This window comes from Thermomonas mangrovi, assembly GCF_028201335.1.
Classification (GTDB): Bacteria; Pseudomonadota; Gammaproteobacteria; order Xanthomonadales; family Xanthomonadaceae; genus Thermomonas; species Thermomonas mangrovi.
In genome coordinates this window covers 149151-164657 of the sequence record NZ_JAPEVV010000003.1, presented here as the reverse complement: position 1 = coordinate 164657, position 15507 = coordinate 149151, and the positions used below count along the sequence as shown (strand labels likewise).

General features: G+C 71.4%; 16 protein-coding genes. 12 read left to right on the top strand and 4 right to left on the bottom strand.

All coding sequences use genetic code 11. From position 1 onward, the window contains the following. Positions 1-33: 33 nt before the first annotated feature. The 3 genes from ON759_RS07325 to ON759_RS07315 all read left to right on the top strand — a co-directional run bounded on the left by ON759_RS07325 (position 34) and on the right by ON759_RS07315 (position 2454). Positions 34-795, top strand: coding sequence for a lysophospholipid acyltransferase family protein (locus tag ON759_RS07325; protein WP_271679713.1), 762 nt, complete (start codon positions 34-36; stop codon positions 793-795). Between the two features lie 2 nt (positions 796-797). Then, complete coding sequence (locus ON759_RS07320) at positions 798-1781, top strand: YheT family hydrolase (RefSeq protein WP_271679840.1); 984 nt, start codon at positions 798-800, stop codon at positions 1779-1781. Positions 1782-1854: 73 nt separating this feature from the next. Next, positions 1855-2454, top strand: a complete 600-nt coding sequence (locus ON759_RS07315; protein WP_271679712.1) for a YbhB/YbcL family Raf kinase inhibitor-like protein — start codon at positions 1855-1857, stop codon at positions 2452-2454. Between the two features lie 8 nt (positions 2455-2462). Here the strand turns inward: ON759_RS07315 and ON759_RS07310 are convergent, their stop codons facing one another. Next, a complete protein-coding gene (locus ON759_RS07310; RefSeq protein WP_271679711.1) occupies positions 2463-3287 on the bottom strand; it encodes an META and DUF4377 domain-containing protein in 825 nt (274 codons plus the stop codon). 61 nt (positions 3288-3348) lie between these two features. Beyond that, on the bottom strand, positions 3349-4203 hold the full coding sequence (locus ON759_RS07305) for an undecaprenyl-diphosphate phosphatase (protein WP_271679710.1): 855 nt from the start codon (positions 4201-4203) through the stop codon (positions 3349-3351). Between the two features lie 203 nt (positions 4204-4406). Here ON759_RS07305 and glnA point away from each other — a divergent pair, with 203 nt between their 5' ends. From glnA to ON759_RS07275, 6 genes are all read left to right on the top strand, one after another. Then, positions 4407-5816: a type I glutamate--ammonia ligase gene (gene glnA / locus ON759_RS07300; protein ID WP_271679709.1), complete on the top strand. Its 1410-nt coding sequence runs from the start codon at positions 4407-4409 to the stop codon at positions 5814-5816. 215 nt (positions 5817-6031) lie between these two features. Further along, complete coding sequence (locus ON759_RS07295) at positions 6032-6820, top strand: TorF family putative porin (protein ID WP_271679708.1); 789 nt, start codon at positions 6032-6034, stop codon at positions 6818-6820. A gap of 13 nt (positions 6821-6833) precedes the next feature. Next, the gene (locus ON759_RS07290) at positions 6834-7172 is read left to right on the top strand and encodes a P-II family nitrogen regulator (protein ID WP_271679707.1); all 339 of its coding nucleotides are present in this window, start codon (positions 6834-6836) and stop codon (positions 7170-7172) included. 19 nt (positions 7173-7191) lie between these two features. Next, positions 7192-8730, top strand: a complete 1539-nt coding sequence (locus ON759_RS07285; RefSeq protein WP_271679706.1) for an ammonium transporter — start codon at positions 7192-7194, stop codon at positions 8728-8730. 110 nt (positions 8731-8840) lie between these two features. After that, positions 8841-9617, top strand: a complete 777-nt coding sequence (locus ON759_RS07280; protein ID WP_271679705.1) for an N-acetylmuramoyl-L-alanine amidase — start codon at positions 8841-8843, stop codon at positions 9615-9617. A 40-nt stretch (positions 9618-9657) separates the two neighbouring features. After that, on the top strand, positions 9658-10419 hold the full coding sequence (locus ON759_RS07275) for a hypothetical protein (protein ID WP_271679704.1): 762 nt from the start codon (positions 9658-9660) through the stop codon (positions 10417-10419). 38 nt (positions 10420-10457) lie between these two features. On the opposite strand, the gene ON759_RS07270 is transcribed toward ON759_RS07275, so the two are convergent. Together ON759_RS07270 and ON759_RS07265 are read right to left on the bottom strand one after the other, a co-directional pair. Beyond that, a complete protein-coding gene (locus ON759_RS07270) occupies positions 10458-11174 on the bottom strand; it encodes a M23 family metallopeptidase (protein ID WP_271679703.1) in 717 nt (238 codons plus the stop codon). Between the two features lie 8 nt (positions 11175-11182). Further along, positions 11183-12325 (bottom strand): L,D-transpeptidase family protein, encoded by a 1143-nt coding sequence (locus tag ON759_RS07265; RefSeq protein WP_271679702.1) that lies wholly within the window; start codon positions 12323-12325, stop codon positions 11183-11185. 92 nt (positions 12326-12417) lie between these two features. On the opposite strand from ON759_RS07265, the gene ON759_RS07260 reads away from it, so the two are divergent. From ON759_RS07260 to ON759_RS07250, 3 genes are all read left to right on the top strand, one after another. Continuing rightward, positions 12418-13467 (top strand): two-component system sensor histidine kinase NtrB, encoded by a 1050-nt coding sequence (locus ON759_RS07260; RefSeq protein WP_271679701.1) that lies wholly within the window; start codon positions 12418-12420, stop codon positions 13465-13467. Then, positions 13460-14866, top strand: a complete 1407-nt coding sequence (gene ntrC, locus ON759_RS07255) for a nitrogen regulation protein NR(I) (protein WP_271679700.1) — start codon at positions 13460-13462, stop codon at positions 14864-14866. The genes ON759_RS07260 and ntrC overlap by 8 nt, the downstream gene beginning before the upstream one ends. A gap of 65 nt (positions 14867-14931) precedes the next feature. Next, positions 14932-15504, top strand: a complete 573-nt coding sequence (locus ON759_RS07250) for a superoxide dismutase family protein (protein ID WP_271679699.1) — start codon at positions 14932-14934, stop codon at positions 15502-15504. Positions 15505-15507 lie beyond the last annotated feature (3 nt).

The following is a 15507-nucleotide window of genomic DNA, read 5'->3' as shown; positions in this document are numbered from 1 at the left end:
ACCGCTCTAACCCTCGTCCGCTAAGGTGGCCGCATGAGCGCGACGTCCCCCGCCGAGCCGCTGCTGCGCGCCCTGCGCTACCTCTACCGCCTGCCGATGCTGGCCTGGCACGTGCTGGTGCACCTGCCGGTGGTGATGGTGCTGATGGTGCGTGGCGGCGCGCCGGCGCATGCGGCGATCCGCTGGTGGGCGCGCGGCCTGCTGCGGGTGTTCGGGATGCGCGTCGAGCGGCAGGGCACGCCGCTCGCGGGCGGCACCCTGTTCGTGGCCAACCACATCAGCTGGATCGACATCATCGCCCTGCATTCGCAGCACATGATGGGCTTCATCGCGAAGTCGGAGATCCGCGACTGGCCCTTGGTCGGCTGGCTGACCGCGCAGGCGGAGACGATCTTCCTGCGCCGCGGCAACGCCGATTCGCTGGGCCAGGTGATGGGTGAGATGCGCGAGCGCCTGCGCGCCGGGCGCGCGGTCGCCGCCTTCCCCGAGGGCGGCACCCGCGACGGCACCGCGCTCGGCGTGTTCCATGCGCGCATCTTCACCGCCGCGGTCGAAGCCGATGCGCCGGTGCAGCCGGTGGCGCTGTGCTACGGCACCGGGTGCGAGGCGCAGCCGATCGTCGCCTTCGCCCCGCGCGAGAGCTTCATGGCCAACTTCGTGCGCCTGCTCGGCGAGCCTGCGCGCCCCGCTCGCGTGTGCTTCCTGGAGCCGATCCTGCACGCCGAGCACGCCGGCCGCCGCGGGATCGCGCATACCGCGCGCGAGCGGGTGGCGCAGGCGATGGCCGTGGCATGAGCCTGCGCCGCAGTGCGTTCGCGCCGCCCGCGGCGCTGCGCGGGCCGCATGTGCAGTCGGTGCTGTCGTCGAGTCCGCTGCGCGCGCTGCAGGCCCGTCGCCGCCTGCGGCAGGCACCGGCCCGCCATGAGTCGGTGGTGCTCGACCTGGCTGGCGGCATCCGCTTGCAGGGCGTGGCCAGCATGCCCGACGGACGCGAGCCGCGGGCGCTGGTGCTGCTCCTGCACGGATGGGAAGGCAGCGCCGATTCCAACTACATGCGCCTGACCGCGGCGCGCCTGCTGCAGGCCGGTGCGGCGGTGTTCCGCCTGAATTTCCGCGACCACGGCGCCTCGCACCACCTCAACGAAGGCCTGTTCCATTCCAACCGCATCGACGAGGTGGTCGAAGCCGCGCAGCGGGTCGCGCAACGCTGGCCGCAGTGGCCGCTGTCGGTGGCCGGCTATTCGCTCGGCGGCAACTTCGCGCTGCGCCTTGGCCTGCGGGCGCGCTCGGCGGGCTTGCCATTGCAGCGCGTGGCCGCGGTCTGCCCGGTGCTGGACCCGGCGCGGACGATGCGGCAGATGGAGGACGGCCTGCCGATCTACCTGCGCTACTTCGAGCACAAGTGGCGCCGTTCGCTGGCGCGCAAGCGCGCGCTGTTCCCGCAGGCACACGGCTTCGCCGACGAGGTCCTGCGCTTGCGGATGCGCGCGCTCACCGAATGGATGGTGCTGCGGCACACCGACTTCGCGACCATCGACGACTATTTCGAGGGCTACTCGGTGGCCGGCGGGCGCCTGCGCGCGCTGCCGGTGCCGGCCGACATCCTGATGGCCGCGGACGACCCGGTGATCCCGGTCGCGGATTTCGCGGCGATCGCCGAGTACCCGGCGGTGGACCTCGAACTGGCGGACCACGGCGGCCACTGCGGCTTCATCGAACGCGCGAGCCTGGACGGTTACGCGGAGCGCTGGGTGGCCGCGCGCCTGCTCGACCGCGACTGAGCCGACGCGCACAGGCGACCGACGCGATCGTCGCGATCGTAGAATCGCGGCACGCCACGACAGGAGAGTCCCCATGCGCATCCGCAGCGACAGTTTCGGCCACCGCGAGCCGATCCCGGCCGAATTCGCGATGGGCGCGCCCGGCGGGTTCGGCGGCAACCGCAACCCGCACCTGGCCTGGGACGAGGTGCCCGCAGGCACGCGCGCGTTCGTCCTGCTGTGCATCGATCCCGATGCGCCCACCGACGGCGCGCTGGTCGCTGATGCCGGCACCCCGATCCCGGTCGAGCATCCGCGTGGCGACTTCGTGCACTGGGTGGTCGCCGACCTGCCGGCCGACCTGCGCGAGATCGCCGCCGGCAGCTGCAGCGACGGCATCAGCGCCGGCGGCAAGCCGGCGGGCGCGGACGCGGGCGGGGTGCGCGGGCTCAACGACTACACCGGCTGGTTCGCCGGCGATGCGGCGATGGGCGGGCAGTACTTCGGCTACGACGGACCGTATCCGCCGGCCCATGACCTGCGCGAGCACCGTTACTTCTTCCGCCTCTTCGCGCTGGACGTCGCCGGCCTCGGGTTGCCGCCGGGCTTCACCGCGGGCGACGCCTTCCGTGCCATGCACGGCCACGTGCTGGCCGAAGCCGCGCTGTACGGGACCTACACGCTGAACCGCTGAGCCGGCGTTCAGCGGCGCTCGATGGCCGACTCCACCACCATGTCCAGCACGAAGGCCTGCGACGGTGCATCGGCCGGCGGGTCCTTGATCTCGTAGCGATCCACGCGCAGCACGTTGCGTACGCCGGGCTCGTGGGTGTAACCCTCGATGGTCGCGTAGAAGTTGCCGAACGGCCCCGGGTCGCCGACCTTGAGGCCCTTGTCGTCGTACTTGAGTTCGCGCACCTGCAGGCACTGCATGTCCGGGATCAGCGGGTGGTTGCACGCCGCGGTCTGCGCCGCCACTTCGAGGAAGATGCGCTCGCCGGGACCGCCGTAGCGCGTTTCCGGCGTCGGCGTGCCGGCGAACGTGAGTTGGTCGCCCGCGGCGTTGCGCAGGGTGAGCCCGGGGGCATCGCCGGCGACCAGGCCCATCGCCAGCGGCCCCTGCAGGCGCGCGCCGGCTTCGCGGTCCAGCGCCATCAGCTTGGGATCGACGCAGGCCATCATCGTCGAGGCCAGGCGCTCCACCGTCAGCGTGCCCGCGCTGGTCGCGTAGTGGCCCATCATCCGGTTGCAGGTGTTGGCGACCGCGATGCGCCCGTCGCGGAAGTCCAGCTGCAGGGGCAGCTCGGTGCGCGCGAACAGGGCATCGATGCGCTTGCCGGACGCATCGGTCGCGTCCTGCAGGCGCCAGTGGAAGCGCGGCAGCTCCGCGGCCAGGTCGGGGGCCTGCGGTGCCGGCGGCGGCGTGGGGGCGTTCGGCGGCGGTGGCGGGGCCACGTCGGTGGCGGCCTGGCGGGCGGGGCAAGCGGCCAGCAGCAGGGGCAGCGCAAGCAGCAAGAGTCGCTTCATCGGAGGAGCCTCCCGTGGATGGCCCATGCAACGGGGCGAATCGTTACGCCCGCGTGAACGCTCAGGCGTTGGCCGGCAGCAACAGCAGCAGGGCGATGCCGAACAGCAGCCGGTAGATCGCGAACGCGGTGAAGCGATGGCTCTGGATGTAGCGCAGCAGCCACTTCACCGATACGAAGGCGGTGACCGCGGAAGCGACGAAGGCGACGCCGAGCGAGGCCCAGTCCTCCTCGCCGATGCCGCCGTGGCGCGCCAGCGACAGCAGTTCGTAGCCGGTCGCGGCGAACATCGTGGGGATGCCGACCACGAAGGCGAATTCGGTCGCCGCGGCGCGGCTGGTGGTGCCGGCCAGCAGGGCGACGAAGATGGTGGCGGCGGAACGCGACGTGCCCGGGAACACGCCGGCGACGACCTGCGCCACGCCGACCAGGAGCGCGGTGGTCCAGGAGATCGCCGTGCGCTCGCCCTCGCGCGCGGCGCGGCGCGCGGCCAGCTGCTCGGCGATGACCATCCAGAACGCACCGATGATCAGCGCCCAGGCGATCGGGCGCACGGTGTCGGGCAATTCCCAGCCGAGCTGCTTGACCAGCAGCCCGCCCGCGGCGGTGACCGCGAACGCGGCCAGCAGCTTGAAGGCGTAGTCGCGCGACTGCGCGGGCGTGGCGGTGATGCCCAGCGGGTCGTAGGGCGAGGGCGCGTCGTGGCCGGCGAACGCGACCAGCATCCCCCACAGTCGCTTCCAGTAGATCAGCACCACCGCGAGGATGGCGCCGGCCTGGATCGCCACGTTGAACAGGTCGCTGCGGTGCCCCAGCCAGCGCTCGGCGATCAGCAGGTGGCCGGTGCTGGAGATCGGCAGGAACTCGGTGATCCCTTCGATGATGCCGAGCAGCAGCGCGGCGAGCAGGTCGTTCATGCGGGCGGGCCGTCCCTGGGATGCGGCAGGATAGCGCAGCCCGCGAATGCATCAATCTGGTGCAATGCCGTCTTATTTAGCACCGTATCGGCGCAAAAATGCTGCAATGCACGATGCGAATCTAATCAAATCAATGGCTTGGGTGTTGGCACGGAGGTTGCATTAGGGAATGCATCGCCACCCCTATTCCGTCGGAGCCACCCATGTCGTTCGAACACGTCGAGAAACTCATCAAGGACAACAAGGTCGAGTACGTCGACCTGCGCTTCGTCGACATGCGCGGCGTCGAGCAGCACGTCACCTTCCCCGCGAGCATCGTCGAGCCCGCCCTGTTCGAGGACGGCAAGATGTTCGACGGCTCCTCGATCGCCGGCTGGAAGGGCATCAACGAATCCGACATGGTCCTGCTGCCGGACGCGTCCACCGCCTACCTCGATCCGTTCTACGCGGACCCGACCCTGGTGCTGACCTGCGACATCCTCGACCCGGCCACCATGCAGGGCTACAACCGCTGCCCGCGCGGCGTCGCCAAGCGCGCCGAGGCCTACCTCAAGGCCAGCGGCATCGCCGAGCAGGCGTTCTTCGGCCCGGAGCCGGAGTTCTTCATCTTCGACGGCGTGCGCTTCGGCAACGACATGGGCCACACGTTCTTCAAGATCGATTCCGAGGAAGCCGCGTGGAACACCGGCGCCAAGGTCGAGGGCGGCAACAGCGGCTACCGCCCGGGCGTGAAGGGCGGCTATTTCCCGGTCCCGCCGACCGATTCGCTGCACGACCTGCGCGCGGAGATGTGCAAGACGCTCGAGCAGGTCGGCATCGAGGTCGAGGTCCACCACCACGAAGTCGCCACCGCCGGCCAGTGCGAGATCGGCACCAAGTTCAACACCCTGGTGAAGAAGGCCGACGAACTGTTGGCGATGAAGTACATCATCAAGAACGTCGCCTACCGCAACGGCAAGACCGCGACCTTCATGCCCAAGCCGATCGTCGGCGACAACGGCAGCGGCATGCACGTGCACCAGTCGCTGGCCAAGGGCGGCCAGAACCTGTTCTCCGGCGACGGCTACGGCGGCCTGTCGCAGCTGGCGTTGTGGTACATCGGCGGCATCTTCAAGCACGCCAAGGCGATCAACGCGTTCGCCAACTCCGGCACCAACAGCTACAAGCGCCTGGTCCCGGGCTTCGAGGCACCGGTGATGCTGGCCTACTCGGCGCGCAACCGCTCGGCCTCGTGCCGCATCCCGTGGGTGTCGAACCCGAAGGCGCGCCGCATCGAGATCCGCTTCCCCGACCCGATCCAGTCGGGCTACCTGACCTTCGCCGCGCTGATGATGGCCGGCCTGGACGGCATCAAGAACCAGATCGACCCGGGCGCGCCCAGCGACAAGGATCTGTACGACCTGCCGCCGGAGGAAGAGAAGAACATCCCGCAGGTCTGCCACAGCCTGGACCAGGCGCTGGAAGCGCTGGACAAGGACCGCGACTTCCTCAAGGCCGGCGGCGTGTTCACCGACGACTTCATCGACGGCTACATCGCGCTGAAGATGCAGGAGGTCACCAAGTTCCGCGCGGCGACCCACCCGCTCGAATACCAGATGTACTACGCGATCTGACACCAGGGGCAGGCCCGGCCTCGCGCGCCGCGGGGCACGGGCGATCCACGCGCCACGGAACGGCGGCCACCACAACAGGGACGAGAGGCGCATGGCACGGCCCGCGGGAACGGGCCGATGCCGCCGGTCGCGACGCGGCCGGGCGGGACCACGCGACACGCAAGTGCGGCACCAATGACCGGGGAGGGCTTTCATCTCGATGAGGAGCCTGCGTCATGTCGTCCGATATCCGTTCCATGGGGGAACGCCGCAAGGGCGTGCAGCGCACGCTCGCGGCCCTGTTCTGCGGCTGCATGGCCGTGGCCACCAGCGCGCACGCCGGCACCACCGGTAGCGTCGCGCTGACCAGCGACTACGTCTTCCGCGGCGTGTCGCAGACCGATGGCAAGCCCGCGCTGCAAGGCGGGATCGAATTCGCCTCCGAAGGCGGGTTCTACGCGGGGGCCTGGGGCAGCAACGTGAGCTGGCTCTCCGACCTGTCGACCACCGCCGCGCCGATCTCCAGCAGCCTGGAGCTCGACGTCTACGGCGGCTATCGCGGCAAGTTCTCGGATGCGGTCAGCTACGACGTCGGCCTGCTGTACTACGCCTATCCCGGCGATTTCCCTGGCGGCTTCAACAGCGCCGACACCGCCGAGGTCTATGCCGGCCTGACCGTCGCCGCCAGCGACAAGCTCAGCCTCGGCGCGAAGTACTCGCATGCGGTGACCGACCTGTTCGGCTACGTCGATTCGAGCGGCAGCGGCTATCTCGACCTCAACGCCACGCTCGCCCTCGACGGCGGCTGGAGCCTTGCCGCGCATGCCGGCAAGCAGTGGATCGACGGCAACGGCGCGTTCGAATACAGCGACTGGAAGCTGGGCGTGACCAAGGCCTTCGACAACGGCTTCTCGGTCGCCGCGGCGTGGACCGACACCGACGCCGACGACGCGCTCTACACCAACCCGTTCGGCCACCGCATCGCGGACGGCACGTTCGCGCTCACCGTGACCAAGGCGTTCTGACCGAGGAGGCTGCATGAAACTGATCACCGCCATCATCCGGCCGTTCAAGCTCGACGAAGTGCGCGAGGCGCTCGGCGAGGTCGGCGTGTCCGGCCTCACCGTCACCGAGGTCAAGGGCTTCGGGCGGCAGAAGGGCCACACCGAGCTGTACCGCGGCGCCGAATACGTCGTCGACTTCCTGCCCAAGCTCAAGATCGAGACCGCGGTCACCGCGGAGATGTTCGATGCCGCGCTCGAGGCGATCAGCCGCGCCGCCGGCACCGGCAAGGTCGGCGACGGCAAGGTGTTCGTCATCGACCTCGACCAGGTCATCCGCATCCGCACCGGGGAGCTCGACGCCGATGCGCTCTGACCACATCCAGGAGGTTCCGATGAAGACCCGTTCCCGCGCCGGGTGGCCTGCCCGGCTGCATGCCCTGCTGCTGGTCGCGGCGTTCGCGGTGGCGGCATTCGCGACGCCCGCGCTGGCGCAGGTCGCGCCGGCTCCGGAGGCGACCCCCGCCGAGACCACGACGGAGGCTGCCGCGCCCGCCGTCGTCGAGGCTGCGCCCGCCGAATCGCCCGCCGCCGCCGTCGCCGAAGCAGAACCGCCCGCGCCCACGATCAGCAAGCCCGACACCGTCTGGGTGCTGGTCTCGGCGGCGCTGGTGATCTTCATGACCCTGCCGGGGCTGGCGTTGTTCTACGGCGGCCTGGTGCGGTCGAAGAACGTGCTGTCGATCCTGATCCAGAACCTCGCGGTGTTCTCGCTGGTGGCGGTGCTGTGGGCGCTGTACGGCTACAGCCTGGCGTTCACCGAGGGCAATGCGTTCATCGGCGGCACCGACCGGTTGTTCGCCGCCGGACTGGATGCCGCCTCGATCGGCGCGACCTTCACCAAGGGCGTGTACATCCCCGAGCTGGCGTTCTTCGTGTTCCAGGGCGCGTTCGCGTGCATCACCTGCGCGCTGGTCGTCGGCGCGTTCGCCGAACGCGTGAAGTTCGCCGGGGTGATGCTGTTCACCGTGCTGTGGTTCACCTTCGCCTACCTTCCGGTCGCGCACATGGTCTGGTTCTTCCCCGGCCCCGATGCGTTCACCAGCACCGACGCGGTGCCCGGCGTGCTCGCGAAGTCGGGCTACCTGTGGGCCAAGGGCGCGCTGGACTTTGCCGGCGGCACGGTGGTCCACATCAATGCCGCGGTGGCCGGGCTGGTGGGCGCCTACGTGATCGGCAAGCGCACCGGCTACGGCCGCGAGGCGATCAAGCCGCACAACCTCACCCAGACCATGGTCGGCGCCTCGATCCTTTGGGTCGGCTGGTTCGGCTTCAACGCAGGCTCGGCGCTGGAAGCCGGCGGGGTGGCGGCGATCGCCTTCGTCAACACCTTCCTCGCGACGGCCGCGGCGGTGGTGGCCTGGTCGGCGGTCGAGTGGATCACCAAGGGCAAGCCGTCGTTGCTCGGCGCGGCCTCGGGCGCGGTGGGCGGACTGGTGGTGATCACCCCGGCGGCCGGCCTGGTCGGCCTCAACGGCGCGCTGGCGATGGGCGCGATCGCCGGCGTGGCCTGCCTGTGGGGCGTGAGCGGGCTGAAGAAGCTGCTCGGCGCCGACGACAGCCTGGACGTGTTCGGTGTGCATGGCGTCGGCGGCATCAGCGGCGCGCTGCTCACCGGCGTGTTCGCGGCGCCCGCGCTGGGTGGCGCCGGGATCTGGGACTACGTCACCGAGACCGCGTCGAGCGAATACGCGATCGGCGCGCAGGTGTGGATCCAGGCGCAGGCGGTGCTCATCACAGTCGGCATCTCCGCTGTGGTCGCGCTGGTCGCCTACCTCATCGTGAAGGCGACCGTCGGCCTGCGGGTCAGCGTGGAAGCCGAGCGCGAGGGCCTGGACATCACCTCGCACGGCGAAGCCGCGTACGAGGCCTAAGCATGGTTTGAAGTCACCGGGTCTCCCTCCCCTCCGGCGACGCGCGGGCAGCGGCAACGCTGCCCGCTTTTTTTCTTGCATCGCCGGCGAGTTGCGGCTGCAATGCAGGCATGGACACTCGATCGCGTTCCTGCTTGCCGCTGGCGTTCGCCGCCCTCGTCCTGCTGCTCTCGGCATGCGCGCATGCCCCGCAACGCAATCCGCTCGCCGAATGGGTGCCGTCGCCGAACTTCGATGCGCGCCGGCCGCAACTCATCGTGCTGCACGCCACCGAGCAGCAGTCGGCCGCGGAAAGCCTGCACACGCTGCGCACGCGCAACAGCAAGGGGCCGGTGAGCGCGCACTACCTGGTCGGCGACGATGGCCGCATCTACCAGCTGGTCGCCGACGGCGACCGCGCCTGGCAGGCCGGCGCTGGCTGTTGGGGCACGATGACCGAACTGAACTCGGCGTCGATCGGCATCGAGATCGACAACGCCCGCGGCGAGCCCTACACCGAGCCACAGCTGGCTGCCCTGCTGCGCCTGCTCGATGACCTGACCACGCGCCTGGCGATCCCGAAATCGCAGGTGATCGGCCATTCCGACCTCGCGCCACGGCGCAAGGTCGATCCCGGCGCGCAGTTCCCCTGGCAACGCCTGGCCGAGGCCGGCTACGGGCTGTGGCCGCGCGGTCCGTTGGTGGACCCGCCGGCGGGGTTCGATCCCTGGCTGGCGATGGCCGCGATCGGGTACCCGCTCGACGATCGCGCCGCGGCGGTGCGCGCCTTCCATCGCCACTACCGCGCCCGCGACGACGGCGACGACCCGCAGGCCGCCTTCGACGCGGAGGACCTGCGCATCCTGCATGCATTGGCGCGCCAGCGGGTCGGCGAGCCCATGCCGTGAGTCGTTGCGATCGGACTTGCCGCTCCCCATGGCGGGGTCGATGAGTCGTCCCGCTCGCCGCTTCATGATTGCCTGCGCGGCGCGCACCGGCAGCACGATGTTGGTGCGCACCTTGCGTACGCATCCCGGGTTGCTGGTGCATGGCGAAGTCTGGGGCGCGCGCATGGTCGGCGTGGATGGCCCGTTGGCCGGTTTGGCGCCCGCGGATCGCGATGCGCTGGAGGTGCAGCGTTTCCGGGACCCTGCGGCGGCGATGGCGCGCTTCGCCGAGGCGCATGGCGCCGAAGCCGTCGGGTTCAAGCTGAAATACGACGAATTGGTGCGCTCGGAATGGCGCCAGGTGCGCGCGCTGGTCGAAGCCGACATCGACCTGCGCATCGTGTTCCTCGACCGGCGCGACCTGCTCCGTCGGTACCTCTCGCATCAAATCGTGTTGCGCCACACCGGGGTGACCAACGTGCCCGCGGGCGGGACGCCGCCGGCGATCCAGCCGTTCGCCATCGACATCCCGGACCTGCTGCGCGATGTCGCGGAGACGAGGCGTCGCACCCGTGAGTTCGCGGCGGCATTCGCGCGGCATCCCTCGATCCGGATCGCCTACGAAGACCTGGCGGCGGCGCCGCAGTCGGTCTGCGATCGGGTGGCGGCGTTCCTGGATGTCGCGCCTGCGCCGGTGCAGGTGGCGACCGAGCGGATCGTGCGCGAACCGCCGGAGATGCTGGTGCTGAACCACGGCGAGGTCATCGCCGCCTTGGCGGAGTCAGGCGAAGGCGTGCCCGCCACGGGAGGTCCCCACGCCTGACTTCGATGGCGTGGTGTGGTTTGCTGCCGGGCGACCGATCAGCCGCGCCCGGGTACCAGCATCGGATAGGGATTGAGCGCGGCGCCCTCCCACCAACGCGCCTCCGGGCCCAGCGCGAACACCGCGAAATGCAGGTGCGGGGCCGAGGGATCGGCATTGCCGGTCGCGCCCACGTAGCCCAGCACCTGGCCGCGACGCAAGGCCTGGCCTTCGGCGATGCCGTCGGCATAGCGCTGCAGGTGGGCGTAGTAGTACGCCCGCGTCCGCGCCGGATTGAACTGGTAGAGGGTGATGCCGCCGCGGTCGCTCAGGAACAGCTTCTCGATGCGGCCGTCGGCCACCGCCAGCACCGGCGTGCCGGCGGGCGCCATGATGTCGATGGCGTCATGGCGGCGGCCTTCCGAGCGGGCATCGTTGAAGGTGTCGTGCAGGGCCGCGGCGGCGATGCCCTGTACCGGGATCAGCAGGCTGCCGGTGGCGTCGGTGGTCGTCGCCGGCAACACGGCCGGGGATTCGGCCGGCGATGCGGGCGATGGGGGCACGGGCGGCGTTTCGATGGGCGCCACGGCGCTGGCAGGGGCGGCCCCGTCGGCCGCCGCGGCGTCGGTCCCGGGCGTTGGCGTTGGCGCGATGCCGGTGGCCGCGGGTGTGCGCGTCAGCACGAAGTACACCACGTTCGCGCCGACCAGCACGCCCAGCACGAACAGCAGCGCGCCGCGCAAGACCCCCCCGCGTGGGCGGCGAACGTCGCGCATCCTCACTCTCACTCCCGGAAGGTGACCGGGGTGCCGACCTCGACCGCGGTGGCGACCGCCTGCGCGGCGAAGTTGGTGAGGCGCACGCAGCCGCTGCTCTGGGTGCGGCTGATCTGCCCGGGCTCCGGCGTGCCGTGGATCCCGTAATGCGGCTTGTCGATGCCCATCCAGACGATGCCGACCGGCCCGTTGGGGCCCGGTGGCAGGGTCGCCGGCTTGGCATCCTTGGGCTGGCCGACCAGCAGGTCGGGGTTGTAGCGGTAATCCGGATCCTGCACCACCGAGGTGAGCTTCCAGTCGCCGATCGGCAGCGGGAAGCGGCTGGAGCCGGTGGAGGCCGGGAACTGCGCGATGACCTTGCCATCGCCGTCGAGCAGTTGCAGGGTTGCATCCGACTTGTCGACGACGATGCGGCTCGCCTTGGGCAATTGCTGTGCGGGCCGGGTGTATGGCACCACCAGCGTGGTCCCCGCCTTGGCGAAATCGGCATCCGGGTTGAGCGCGCGAATGAGGTCAGGCTTGCTGTTGAAGCGCTCGCCGAGCATTTCACCGATGTCCTGGTAGACCAGGCGCTGCATCTTCGCCTTGTCCTCGACCTTGCCCGGCGTGGGCAGGTAGGGGCCGTCGATGTCGGCCTGGGTCAGGGTGTAGGTCACCAGCACCGGCGCGCTGTCCTGGTTCAGTGCCTGCCACGTGGCCGCGTCGAGGCTGCCGGTCACCGGCAGTCCCTGTTGCTGCTGGTAGCCGCGCACGGCCTTGGCGAGGTTGCTGCCGGACAGGCCGTCGATCTCGCCGGACGAGTAATGCGCACGCAGCAGCAGGACCTGCGCGCGGAGGATGCCGGCCTTGCCGGTGGTGGTCGGGGCCGCGTTCTCGTCGCGACCTTCCGCCGCCAGCGGGGCATGCGCCTCGTCCATCGGCGCGAGCGCGCTGCCATCGGGGCCGGTGCCCCAGGCGCGCACCGGTTGCGGGCCGAGCACGGGTTGCGCGCTTTCGGTGGCCGCCACCGGAGGGGGCGTCGCAGGCGCCGGAGCCGCGGCAGGTGCAGGCGCGGGGTCGGCCGGCGGCGGGGTCGGCTGGGCGGTGCAGGCGGCGAGGGCGATGGCGGTGGCGAGGGCGCTCGGCCAACGTGCGTGTCGGGTCGGGGTCATGCCGGTCATCCGGGGGAGAGGGCCGCATCCTCTCCAGCCGGGGGCGGAGGCCGCGTGAAGCAGCGCGATGGCGTTTGCACTAAATTAGTGCAATGCGCGTGGAATCCCCGTCCCAAGCCGTGCTCGACGAGCTCGCGACCCCGGTGCTGTGGCTCGACGCCGCAGGCGCCATCGCCGGCGCCAACGTGGCCGCGACCGACTGGCTCGGGGTCGGGCTGCGTCGGTTGCTGGGGCTGGCGGCGGGCTCGCTGGAACGCGACGGCGCGCTGCTGGCGGCGGCGCTGGCGCAGCAGCAGGACGGCCCGACCCGCCTGCGCCGGATCGGCCTGGCCTTCCCGTCCAGCGAGCGCCTGCAGTTCGCCGACCTGTGGCTGGTGCCGCGCGCGGACGGCGGGCACTGGCTGGAGGCGCATCCGGTCGATGAATTCCCGGGCGACGATCCGGCGCTCTCGCTGCCCTCGGCGATGAACGCCTCGCTGCGCGGCCTGGCCCACGAGTTGCGCAACCCGCTGGCCGGCATCAAGGGCGCTGCCCAGCTGCTCGCGCGCCGCGGCGACGAGGAAGCGCGCGAACTCACCGGGCTGATCGAGGCCGAGGTCGAGCGCCTGGCCGCGCTGGTCGACCGCCTGCTGGCGCCGACCCCGCCGCGCGCGTTCGAGCCGCTCAACATCCACGCGGTGCTGGAGCGCGTGCTGCGCCTGGCCGAGGCCGACGCCGGCTGGGCGGTGCGCCTGCAGCGCGACTACGATCCCTCGCTGCCCGAACTCACCGGCGATGCCGACCGCCTCACCCAGGCGGTGTGGAACCTGGTGCGCAACGCGATCGAGGCCGGTGCCGGCAGCGTGCAGTTGCGCACCCGCATCGAGCACGGTGCGCGGATCGGCGACGACCTGCTGCCGCGCGCGTTGCGCCTGGACATCGCCGACGATGGCCGCGGGGTGCCGCCGGAATTGGCCGAACGCGTGTTCCTGCCGCTGGTCAGCGGGCGCGCCGAAGGCAGTGGCCTGGGCCTGGCGCTGGCCCAGCAGGTGGCGCGCGAGCACCGCGGCTCGCTGGTCTATCGCTCGCGCCCGGGGCATACCGTGTTCACCCTGCTGCTGCCGTTGCCGGCGGCGCATGCCGAGGAGGCGCGCGATGAGTGACGGTGCCCGCGTCTGGGTGGTCGACGACGACCGCTCGGTGCGCTTCGTGCTGGCCGCCGCGCTGCGCGAGGCCGGCTTCGCGGTGACCGCGTTCGCCGCCGCCGGCGAGGCGCTGGACGCGCTGGGTCGCGAGGCGCCGCCGGCGCTGGTGGTCACCGACGTGCGCATGCCCGGCGACAGTGGCCTGCAGCTGCTGGACAAGCTCAAGGCCGCGCATCCGGCGCTGCCGGTGGTGGTGATGTCGGCGCATACCGACGTCGCCAGCACCGCCGGTGCATTCCGCGGCGGTGCCCACGAATTCCTGTCCAAGCCGTTCGACCTGGACGACGCGGTGGCGGTGGTGCGGCGCGCGTTGCCGCGGGTGCCGGCGCAGGCGGCGGCGCCCGCGAGCGAGGCCGTCGACGACGCGCCGGCGCTGGCCGGCGAGACCCCGGCGATGCGGGCCCTGTTCCGCGCGATCGGACGCCTCGCGCAGGCGCCGCTGTCGGTGCTCATCACCGGCGAGACCGGCACCGGCAAGGAGCTGGTGGCGCGCGCGCTGCATCGCGAGTCGCCGCGCGCCGCGCGCCCGTTCGTCGCGCTGAACACCGCCGCGATCCCCGCCGAACTCCTCGAGAGCGAATTGTTCGGGCACGAGGCCGGCGCGTTCACCGGCGCGCAGAAGCGCCTGGTCGGCCGCTTCGAGCAGGCCGACGGCGGCACCCTGTTCCTCGACGAGATCGGCGACATGCCGGCCGCGCTGCAGACCCGGCTGTTGCGGGTGCTGGCCGAAGGCGAGTTCTTCCGCGTCGGCGGCCGCGAGTTGATCCGCGTCGACGTGCGGGTGATCGCGGCCACCCACCAGCCGCTGGAGGCGCTGGTCGCGCAGGGCCGCTTCCGCGCCGACCTGCTGCACCGCCTCGACGTGGTCCGCCTGCAGCTGCCGCCGTTGCGCGAGCGCCGCGAGGACATCCCGCTGCTGGCGCAGCGCTTCCTCGCCGCTGCGGCACGCCGCCTGCAACTGCCGCCGAAGCGGTTGTCGAAGGAGGCGCTCGCGCGCCTGCAGGCGCATGCCTGGCCGGGCAACGTGCGCGAGCTGGAGAACCTGTGCTGGCGGCTGGCGGCGTTGGCGCCGGGCGAGGTGGTGGTCGCGGCGGACCTCGCCGGCGCCTTGCCGGTGGGCATCGCCCCCGACGACGACGGCGCCGACTGGAAACACGCGTTGGCGGCGTGGACGCGGCGCAAGCTGGAGGCCGGCACCCCCGAGCTGCATGCGCATGCCCGCCAGGCCTTCGACGCGGTGGTCCTGGGCGCGGCGCTCGACCACGCCGGCGGCCAGCGCGGCGATGCCGCGGCGGCGCTGGGGCTCGGGCGCAACACGGTGACCCGCAAGCTGGGGCCCTCGCGCCGGGGTCGTTGAGCCTTCATCCCGCCTGAAGCCGTCCTGCGCGATCCTGCCCGCCACCGTCCCCGGAGACCCGACCGATGACCTACCGTCCGCTGGCCTTCACGATCCTGTCTGCCTCGACCCTGCTGCTCGCGGCCTGCGCCGCCGCCCCGCAACGGAGTGCCGCGCCCGCTGCGCCCGTCGCCAAGCGCCAGGCCAGCGAAGCGGCGGTCAACCTGGCCTCCGCCTCCGGCAGCCTGGTCAGCGGCCGGCTGGTGCTGGTGCCGATGGGCGATGGCCTGCACCTGCGCGGCGAGGTCGGCGGGCTGGTGCCGGGCAGCCGGCACGGCTTCCACATCCACGAGAAGGGCGACTGCAGCGCCGCCGACGCCAGCAGCGCCGGCGGCCACTTCAACCCCACGGGCCAGCCGCACGGGCGGGCCGGGCAGGGCGCGCACCACGCCGGCGATGCCGACAACCTGGTCGCCGACGCCAAGGGCGTGGCGCGGGTCGATGCCCACCTGGGTGGCCTCAGCCTCGGCAACGGCGCCGCCAACGACGTCGCCGGCCGCGCGGTGATCGTGCACGCCGCCGCCGACGACTACAGCAGCCAGCCGGCCGGTAATGCGGGCGCGCGGGTGGCCTGCGGGGTGATCCAGGTCACCCGCTGAGCG

Coding starts and splice junctions, on each gene's coding strand:
- ON759_RS07250 (WP_271679699.1), top strand. CDS start 14,932: ATGACCTACCGTCCGCTGGCCTTCACGATCCTGTCTGCCTCGACCCTG.
- ON759_RS07315 (WP_271679712.1), top strand. CDS start 1,855: ATGCGCATCCGCAGCGACAGTTTCGGCCACCGCGAGCCGATCCCGGCC.
- ON759_RS07295 (WP_271679708.1), top strand. CDS start 6,032: ATGTCGTCCGATATCCGTTCCATGGGGGAACGCCGCAAGGGCGTGCAG.
- glnA (WP_271679709.1), top strand. CDS start 4,407: ATGTCGTTCGAACACGTCGAGAAACTCATCAAGGACAACAAGGTCGAG.
- ON759_RS07290 (WP_271679707.1), top strand. CDS start 6,834: ATGAAACTGATCACCGCCATCATCCGGCCGTTCAAGCTCGACGAAGTG.
- ON759_RS07310 (WP_271679711.1), bottom strand. CDS start 3,287: ATGAAGCGACTCTTGCTGCTTGCGCTGCCCCTGCTGCTGGCCGCTTGC.
- ON759_RS07280 (WP_271679705.1), top strand. CDS start 8,841: ATGGACACTCGATCGCGTTCCTGCTTGCCGCTGGCGTTCGCCGCCCTC.
- ON759_RS07265 (WP_271679702.1), bottom strand. CDS start 12,325: ATGACCCCGACCCGACACGCACGTTGGCCGAGCGCCCTCGCCACCGCC.
- ON759_RS07260 (WP_271679701.1), top strand. CDS start 12,418: ATGCGCGTGGAATCCCCGTCCCAAGCCGTGCTCGACGAGCTCGCGACC.
- ON759_RS07270 (WP_271679703.1), bottom strand. CDS start 11,174: ATGCGCGACGTTCGCCGCCCACGCGGGGGGGTCTTGCGCGGCGCGCTG.
- ON759_RS07325 (WP_271679713.1), top strand. CDS start 34: ATGAGCGCGACGTCCCCCGCCGAGCCGCTGCTGCGCGCCCTGCGCTAC.
- ON759_RS07305 (WP_271679710.1), bottom strand. CDS start 4,203: ATGAACGACCTGCTCGCCGCGCTGCTGCTCGGCATCATCGAAGGGATC.
- ON759_RS07285 (WP_271679706.1), top strand. CDS start 7,192: ATGAAGACCCGTTCCCGCGCCGGGTGGCCTGCCCGGCTGCATGCCCTG.
- ON759_RS07275 (WP_271679704.1), top strand. CDS start 9,658: ATGAGTCGTCCCGCTCGCCGCTTCATGATTGCCTGCGCGGCGCGCACC.
- ntrC (WP_271679700.1), top strand. CDS start 13,460: ATGAGTGACGGTGCCCGCGTCTGGGTGGTCGACGACGACCGCTCGGTG.